At 69.4% G+C, this 2894-nt stretch carries 4 protein-coding genes; 2 read left to right on the top strand and 2 right to left on the bottom strand.

Features of this window, described 5'->3' with window-relative positions; genetic code table 11:
- Positions 1–139 precede the first annotated feature (139 nt).
- Positions 140–436: a hypothetical protein gene (locus QH283_RS12605; RefSeq protein WP_280503190.1), complete on the bottom strand. Its 297-nt coding sequence runs from the start codon at positions 434–436 to the stop codon at positions 140–142.
- On the bottom strand, positions 433–1302 hold the full coding sequence (mca, locus tag QH283_RS12600) for a mycothiol conjugate amidase Mca (RefSeq protein ID WP_280503189.1): 870 nt from the start codon (positions 1300–1302) through the stop codon (positions 433–435). The genes QH283_RS12605 and mca overlap by 4 nt, the downstream gene beginning before the upstream one ends.
- Before the next feature lie 120 nt (positions 1303–1422).
- Between mca and QH283_RS12595 the strand changes: the two genes are divergently transcribed.
- Both QH283_RS12595 and greA read left to right on the top strand, forming a co-directional pair.
- Positions 1423–1863, top strand: a complete 441-nt coding sequence (locus QH283_RS12595; RefSeq protein ID WP_280503188.1) for a DUF4307 domain-containing protein — start codon at positions 1423–1425, stop codon at positions 1861–1863.
- Between the two features lie 346 nt (positions 1864–2209).
- Entirely contained in the window at positions 2210–2704 is a 495-nt protein-coding gene (gene greA, locus QH283_RS12590; RefSeq protein ID WP_280503187.1) for a transcription elongation factor GreA, read from the top strand.
- Positions 2705–2894: the final 190 nt, after the last annotated feature.

Raw genomic sequence — 2894 nt, 5'->3', positions numbered from 1 at the left:
CCCCGCCCCCCCCCCCTCCCCCCCCCCCCCCCCCGCCGGGGGGGCGCGGCCCCGGCCGGCCCCCGCCGCGGCACACCTGGGCCCCCCCCCCAACCCCCGGCCCCCGGGCCGCGGCCCGGAAATCAGCCGGGCCGCACGGTCATTCGGTTCGCTTGTGGTCCGGCGCGGCGGCGCCCTTGCCGGTTCCGGTCTCGCCCTGCCCATTCACCGGGTGGACCGCGCCGGGTTCGGTGCCCTCGTCGGCGGCCTGGTCCGGCTCGGGGTGCTCCGGTTCGAAGGTGGGCGGCAGGTTCTTCAGGTGCCGGTTCATCGACCGCACCAGCAGGAAGGTTCCCACCAGCAGGAGCAGAACGATGGCCAGGCCGAGGGGGGAGGCCTTGCCGAACTCGGGGCCCGTCGGGGTCCCTGGGGTCTGGGCGAGCAATTCGACGATCACCGCTGTGCTTCCTCGATACCTGCGAACAGGTCGGTTTCCGGGATGGCTGTGCGCACCCTGGTCCTGGCCAACTCGAACTCCTCGGTGGGCCACAGGCGCTGCTGAAGTTCCACCGGGATCGCGAAGAACGCGCCGTTCGGGTCGATCTGGGTGGCATGCGCGCGCAGGGCGTCGTCACGCTGATGGAAGTACTTGCCGCACTCGATCTGCGTGGTGACCCTGGCCATGATGTCGCCGCCGCGCGCGGCGGACCGCTTGCGGCTCTGGTCGAGCCATTCCTGCAGCGGGAACGGCTGGCCGATGCGCTCGTACTCCTCGGCGAAGATCTCGAGCCTGCGCAGGACGAAGCCGTGGCTGTAGTACAGCTTCAGCGGGGTCCACGGCTCGCCCGCGTCCGGGAACCGCTCCGGGTCGCCCGCCGCCTCGAAGGCGGCCACCGACACCTTGTGGCAGGCGATGTGGTCGGGATGCGGGTAGCCGCCGGTCTCGTCGTAGGTGGTGATGACGTGCGGCCTGAACTCGCGCACCACCCGCACCAGCGCCTCGGTGGCCTCCTCCAGCGGAACCAGCGCGAAGCAGCCCTCCGGCAGCGGCGGCAGCGGGTCGCCCTCGGGCAGGCCGGAGTCGACGAAACCGAGCCAGCGGTGTGAGACGCCGAGCGCGCGGGCGGCGGCGGCCATCTCCTCGCGACGGATCTCGTGGATGCGTTCGAGCACGCCGGGGGTGTCCATGGCCGGATTGAGGATGCTGCCACGTTCGCCGCCGGTCAGCGACACGACGAGTACTTCGTGTCCCTCGTCGGCGTAACGCGCGGTCGTCGCGGCACCCTTGCTTGATTCGTCGTCCGGGTGTGCGTGTACCGCCATGAGGCGAAGGCCACTCACGTCTCGTTCTCCGTCGCTCTCGGTCGCGGGTGTCGGCTCGTCATTACCTATAGTTCCATTCGAGTCTCTGTTGTTCCGACCCACCCCCGGGAGCGACCCGTCATGAGCGATCCAGTGCCGAACGGCGTCGGCGCGCGTCCCGCCGACCGGTACGGCACCCAGGCCGCGAACAGGCCGGCATGGCTGCTCCCGCTCGTCGCGCTGGTGGTGCTGCTGGCCGGCGCCGGGGTCGCCTATCTCGGCTTTCAGAAGTACGGGCCCGCCGAGATCGAGGCCGAGGAGCTCGGCTACACGGTGGTCGACGACGAGACGGTGCGGTTGCGGTTCAAGGTGACCCGCACCGACCCGGCCACGCCGGTGGTGTGCTTCGTGCGGGCCATGGACCGCGACACCGTCGAGGTGGGCAGGCGCGAGGTGCTCATCACCGGTTCCGAACACGGGACCGTGGAGATCGCCACCGAGATCCGCACCTCCTCCCGCCCGTCGTCGGGCAGCGTCTACGGGTGCAGCGCGACCGTGCCGGAGTATCTGAAACCGCTCTGAATCCGAAACCGCTCCGGCCGCCCCGGATCGCCCCCGGGTGGCGCGAAATGACGCTCCGAGCGGCAAAAATATCTTCTCACCTGCATTTTTGCGAATCATGCTAAAATAGCGTCACAGCACGGTTCCGCACCTCGGAGCCGTGTTTGCTGCATTGGCGGCAGGCGCAGCGCGCTCACCGGGTCTTCACGGGTTCTCCCGGCCGGGCGTGCAACGCCAGGGTCGAGCGCGATCTCGACCCCCGGCTTCTGCGTCTGCCGTCTGCTGGCGCATGCCCGCCCTCGGACGGGTCAGCGCCGGTTTCAGGGAATCCCGGTTCGCCGGGAACAACTACGAGGGAGTGATCGAGATGACCGAGACGAATGTGACCTGGCTGACCCAGGAATCGCACGACAGGCTCAAGAGCGAGCTCGACGCGCTCATCGCCAACCGTCCGGTCATCGCCGCGGAGATCAACGAGCGTCGCGAAGAAGGCGACCTCAAGGAGAACGGCGGATACCACGCCGCGCGTGAGGAACAGGGCCAGCAGGAAGCTCGCATTCGCCAGCTGCAGGAGCTGCTGAACAACGCCAAGGTCGGTGTCGCGCCGACCAAATCCGGCGTCGCGCTGCCCGGCTCTGTCGTCAAGGTCTACTACGACGGTGACGAGAACGACACCGAGACCTTCCTCATCGCGACGCGCGAGGAGGGCCTGGGTCATTCCGACCTGGAGACCTACTCCCCGAACTCCCCGCTGGGCGGTGCCCTTATCGATGCGAAGGTCGGCGAGACCCGCGAATACACGTTGCCCAACGGCAACACCATGAAGGTCACACTGGTCAGCGCGGAGCCCTACCAGGGCTGACCGGAGGTCACCACACCGACAACCACAGAACCCGGCAGCGCAGTACCCGGCCGGAGCGATTCCGGCGCAGACACGAACGGGGGGGCGCGGGAGGAGAATAGGGGGGGGGGGGAGGGGGGGAACCCCCAAAGACACCGCCCCGGACAGAGGAGGGGGGGGGGGGGAGCGAACAACCGCGGGGCCCCCCCCC

The organism is Nocardia farcinica, from assembly GCF_029867845.1.
GTDB lineage: Bacteria > Actinomycetota > Actinomycetes > Mycobacteriales > Mycobacteriaceae > Nocardia > Nocardia farcinica_A.
This window is presented reverse-complemented; position numbering and strand designations above follow the sequence as displayed.

Bases quoted from the DNA above. Each gene is read 5' to 3' on its own strand.
- greA (WP_280503187.1), top strand. From the start codon at position 2,210: ATGACCGAGACGAATGTGACCTGGCTGACCCAGGAATCGCACGACAGG.
- QH283_RS12595 (WP_280503188.1), top strand. From the start codon at position 1,423: ATGAGCGATCCAGTGCCGAACGGCGTCGGCGCGCGTCCCGCCGACCGG.
- mca (WP_280503189.1), bottom strand. From the start codon at position 1,302: ATGGCGGTACACGCACACCCGGACGACGAATCAAGCAAGGGTGCCGCG.